The organism is Hydrocoleum sp. CS-953, from assembly GCF_002260545.1.
Taxonomy (GTDB): domain Bacteria; phylum Cyanobacteriota; class Cyanobacteriia; order Cyanobacteriales; family Microcoleaceae; genus Trichodesmium.
Window position 1 is genome coordinate 1 of the sequence record NZ_LGSU01000842.1, and the last position, 5003, is coordinate 5003.

Here is a 5003-nt window from a genome sequence, read left to right on the forward strand (position 1 = left end):
CCCCTACTCCCCTACTCCCCTACTTCAATCAAATGTAGAAAGGTTTTTGAGAAATGGTATGAGACTGGTAGAATTTGCCAGACATTTTATAATCAAGGATATGATATTAAATACTATAATCTCGGAGTTAGAAGAGAAACTATAGCAATCCTAAATAGGTCGCGACAAATCAAAAAGTAGATAAAAAAGTTGAAACTCTTACCTGTTGCCTGTTGCCTGTTCCCTGTTGCCTAAAAAGCAGTAATATTTTTGCCACGAATATGCGGAGGATTGCTATAGCACTGATATTAAAAATCGTTGGTTTAGAGAAGTTTATTGTCGTTTACCCCCAGAATTTAGTGGTAGAATAGTATTTTCTTTTGGTACAAATGACACTATTTTAGAAGCTGGTAAAACTCGTGTAGAAAGGAATCAATCCAAAGAGAATATTCACCAGATTTTAACTCAATTTAAGCAGCTTTTCCCAGTATTAATGATAAGTTCTCTACCTGTTGATGATGCTCAAAATAACATTAGGATTGCTAATTTATCTGACGATTTTTTCCAAGTATGTATGCAACTAAATGTTCCTTATTTAGATGTTTTTACTCCATTAAAAACTTCAGAAAATTGGCTGCAATAAGTAGCAAAAAATGATGCTGCTCACCCAAGATAGTCAGGTTATTGTGAGTTAGCAAGCTTACAGCAATTTCGGAGTTAGTGAGGTACAAAACAAAGACTTCCAGTCTATTAGTAATTTTGGTAACACAAGCATCCTGCTTGTTACAGCAAACGAAGGCTGAACTGCAAAAACTGTACCTCNATTTTGGTAACACAAGCATCCTGCTTGTTACAGCAAACGAAGGCTGAACTGCAAAAACTGTACCTCAGCATCCTCAAAAGTGCTGTAATATAAAATTGGAGTGCATGGAAATCTTGGTTCTAGAAACAATAACTTTCATTGTAAGTATTCAGCTTTTCTAAGGGAATGCTGCGCAAACAGCTTTTCGTATTTTCGTAAAGAATAAAACAACGACTAAGATTAACTAATGACCTTTTTCGTATCGGACTTTTAATTCTCGCCATCAGACTAATTCCTCCTAACACAATAATGAATTCATGGCTGATAGCTGATAGCTAAGTCTCAATGCTTACCTTTCATTCGGACAAGTAATTCAGTAGGAGATGTAATTAATCTAAGAAAGTAATTATCGTGCTTTTCTAGCTTAATTATATTAATAGTAATAAATCAAAAAAATACCAACTAAGGAGTAGAATTAAAAACAAATCTGCCAAAATAAAAGCCAACATTTCTTTATGTGGTATCAGCACATCCGAGAAGAAACACAAACCTATCTCAAAACATTTGTCTATCCATACACAGGCTTTCTGACAAAGCCCCTAATAAGACCCAAATTTATAGCAGTTGTTGAAGCCAGCTTAATCGGAATAACTTCAGGATTAGCCGCCGTCACCCTCAAAGAAGGGGTGGGCTGGCTAGGTAGTTGGCGAATAGCAGCATCCCTCAAATTTCCTCCTTGGTTGTTACTACCTATTTTTGGCTTAATTGGAGGATTTCTCACAGGTGTATTAGTAGAACGTTTAGCACCAGAAACTGGAGGGAGTGGAGTACCACAAGTAAAAGCAGCACTAGCAGGTATGACAGTCCCCTTAAACTTCCAGATCGCTATTGTCAAAATGCTCACTACTATTTTGACAGTGGGTTCTGGACTAACACTAGGAAGACAAGGCCCTACTGTGCAAATAGGTGCATCTTTGGCAGCTTGGATTAGTCGTTGGCTTCCCACTTCTCCCAGTTATTCTCGTCAGTTAATTGCCTGTGGTGCTGCTGCTGGATTAGCTGCTGGCTTTAATGCTCCTATTGCTGGAGTGTTATTTGTAGTTGAAGACCTAATGCACGATGTTTCTGGCATTACCTTGGGTCCAGCAATTATTGCTTCATTTGTCGGTGCAGTTACTTCGCAAATGCTAGGTGGAAAAAGTTTGTACTTAGAAAACAGCAGTGATTACCTAGATACATCAATTACAGGATTTTTAGATCCTAAAGAAATTCCTTTCTACATAGTTTTGGGAATTTTAGCAGGGTTACTAGGAACAGTATTTAGTCGGGGAANCATTACCTTGGGTCCAGCAATTATTGCTTCATTTGTCGGTGCAGTTACTTCGCAAATGCTAGGTGGAAAAAGTTTGTACTTAGAAAACAGCAGTGATTACCTAGATACATCAATTACAGGATTTTTAGATCCTAAAGAAATTCCTTTCTACATAGTTTTGGGAATTTTAGCAGGGTTACTAGGAACAGTATTTAGTCGGGGAATTATTGCAACTTCAATATTTAATCAGCGTAAACTGAAATTAAAATTACCTTGGCGAATAGCTATTACCGGATTGATTAGTGGTTTAATAATTGCATCTTTACCAGAGTCATTTCACAATTATACAGGTTTAAGAGAAATATTGGGAAGTAATGAAGCTAACTTGAAATTGAGTTTCATAGCTTTTACAGCACACTTTGTCTTAACAATATTTGCTGCAGGTTCAGGTGCCCCTGGCGGATTATTTGCACCATCTTTAATTATTGGCTCTGCTTTAGGTCAAATAATTGGGATTTTGCAAAGTAATTTAGTTGGTATTGAACAACCAACAATTTTCGCTCTAGCAGGAATGGGTGCATTCTTTTGTGCTGTGTCAAGAGCGCCGATCACAGCAGTAGTAGTTATTTTTGAACAGACACAAGACTTTCGTTTGGTGTTACCACTGATGNATTATTTGCACCATCTTTAATTATTGGCTCTGCTTTAGGTCAAATAATTGGGATTTTGCAAAGTAATTTAGTTGGTATTGAACAACCAACAATTTTCGCTCTAGCAGGAATGGGTGCATTCTTTTGTGCTGTGTCAAGAGCGCCGATCACAGCAGTAGTAGTTATTTTTGAACAGACACAAGACTTTCGTTTGGTGTTACCACTGATGATTGTTTCTATTGTGGCTTTATTGGTGGCAGAAAAGATAGATAAGAAATCTTTATCTGACCTAGTTTTAGATTTAAAAGGTCTACAACTTAACAAAGAAACCTCAGCAAATGATTATTTGAGTAATATTCGCGCCGATCAAGTTATGCACACTCCTGTGGAAACTCTTGATTTTAATTTAACTTTAGATGAAGTTAAGCAGAAATTTTCTAGTTCTACTCATCGAGGTTTTCCTGTACTTGACAGTCAAGGTTTGCTGGTAGGTATCGTCACTCAGACAGATTTAGTCTACACTCGGAAACGTCAAGTTCCAGGGAATCATCTTTTAAAAGAGTTTATGACACTCCATCCAATGACAGTTAAGACTAGAGATAATCTGAGTGAGGTTTTAAATCTTTTACATAGATACAAAATTAGTCGTTTACCTGTGATGGAGGGTCGTCATCTTGTGGGGATTATTACTGATACTGATATCATTAAAATAGAATCAGAGCAATTAATAGGTGAGACAAACTCAAGAACTAACCNTTTTAAAAGAGTTTATGACACTCCATCCAATGACAGTTAAGACTAGAGATAATCTGAGTGAGGTTTTAAATCTTTTACATAGATACAAAATTAGTCGTTTACCTGTGATGGAGGGTCGTCATCTTGTGGGGATTATTACTGATACTGATATCATTAAAATAGAATCAGAGCAATTAATAGGTGAGACAAACTCAAGAACTAACCCTCCAGAACCATCTTATGTAGTTTATCAAACACGAGCGCCTCAAATTGGTAATGGTCGGTTGTTAGTACCTTTGAGTAATCCTCGTACTGCTCCTGCATTATTAAGGTTGGCTGCTGTAATTGCTCGGCAACGCAATTATGAACTAGAATGTCTGCAAATTGTAATTGTACCTCGTCAAAATTCTCCTGCTGAGACTGTGGTAGATACAACTGAGAGTCGTCGTTTGTTGGCAATGGCAGAACGCATAGCTACAGANAATGGTCGGTTGTTAGTACCTTTGAGTAATCCTCGTACTGCTCCTGCATTATTAAGGTTGGCTGCTGTAATTGCTCGGCAACGCAATTATGAACTAGAATGTCTGCAAATTGTAATTGTACCTCGTCAAAATTCTCCTGCTGAGACTGTGGTAGATACAACTGAGAGTCGTCGTTTGTTGGCAATGGCAGAACGCATAGCTACAGATTTACAAATTCCCATCCATACTCAAGTGCGGGTTGGTCACGATATTGCTGATGCTATTTTGGAAACTGTTAAGGAGAGACATATATCTTTAATATTGATGGGTTGGAAGGGTGATATTGCACCTGGTCGTATTTTTGGGAGTATTGTGGATACTCTGATGCAACAAGCTATTTGTGAGGTTGTGGTAGTGAAGTGGGGTGGTGAGAAATTTAGAGAGAGAGAAAAGTTTTCAGGTGTTGCTAATGAAAAATTTAACCCTTATTCTGATTATGTGTACTCATTTTTAGGATGGCGACAATGGTTAGTACCTCTTAGGGATATTCCGACACAAGCAGCAGCAGTTAAACTTTTGCCTGCTTTAGTTTCTTTGAGTGTGAAGCCAGAAATTCTTCTATGTCAAGTCTGTACTCAATCTGTTGTTAATCCTAATATTCAGGAAATGCAGCAAGCTGCTAGAATGCTAAAACACAGATTACATACTGAGGTGATGGCTACTACAGTCTGTTCTAAATCTGTTTCAGAGGCTGTGGTTGATTTGGCTAATGCTCATCACTCTGATGTTGTGGTTATTGGTGCTAGTAAGGAGGGATTTTTGAGGCACATGATTAATGGTAACATTCCAGAGGCGATCGCTCGTGGTTGTGATTGTACTGTGATTTTAGTGCGAGCTGCGAATAATTAGGGTTTGCTGAAAAATTTTTTTGTAATGAGTAGGGGAGTAGGGGAGTAGGGAGTAGGAGAGTAATTCTTTTATATCAAATCCGCTTGCCACGGTTCCCGAAAAATCGGAGTAACAAGAAACCGGGTTTGTGGGAGGTCAATTTTAGTATTGTAGGG

5 protein-coding genes and 1 pseudogene are annotated in these 5003 nt (G+C 37.9%); all 6 read left to right on the plus strand.

Features of this window, described 5'->3' with window-relative positions:
* Positions 1 to 472 precede the first annotated feature (472 nt).
* On the plus strand, positions 473 to 622 hold the full coding sequence (locus AFK68_RS36590) for a hypothetical protein (RefSeq protein WP_168186407.1): 150 nt from the start codon (positions 473 to 475) through the stop codon (positions 620 to 622).
* A gap of 674 nt (positions 623 to 1296) precedes the next feature.
* Positions 1297 to 2113 (plus strand): chloride channel protein (locus AFK68_RS41495; RefSeq protein WP_371357319.1); only part of this gene is annotated, 817 nt, incomplete at its 3' end.
* Between the two features lie 56 nt (positions 2114 to 2169).
* Positions 2170 to 2763 (plus strand): chloride channel protein (locus AFK68_RS41500; RefSeq protein ID WP_246844109.1); only part of this gene is annotated, 594 nt, incomplete at its 3' end.
* A gap of 56 nt (positions 2764 to 2819) precedes the next feature.
* Positions 2820 to 3498: CBS domain-containing protein (locus AFK68_RS10810; protein ID WP_246844110.1), on the plus strand; the 679-nt coding region annotated here is incomplete at its 3' end.
* A gap of 1 nt (position 3499) precedes the next feature.
* A pseudogene (locus tag AFK68_RS41505) lies at positions 3500 to 3959 on the plus strand (CBS domain-containing protein); the annotation flags it as partial.
* Between the two features lie 10 nt (positions 3960 to 3969).
* On the plus strand, positions 3970 to 4848 hold the full coding sequence (locus AFK68_RS41510; protein ID WP_256386536.1) for a universal stress protein: 879 nt from the start codon (positions 3970 to 3972) through the stop codon (positions 4846 to 4848).
* The last annotated feature ends 155 nt before the right edge of the window (positions 4849 to 5003 follow it).

Bases quoted from the DNA above. Each gene is read 5' to 3' on its own strand.
- AFK68_RS36590 (WP_168186407.1), top strand. From the start codon at position 473: ATGATAAGTTCTCTACCTGTTGATGATGCTCAAAATAACATTAGGATT.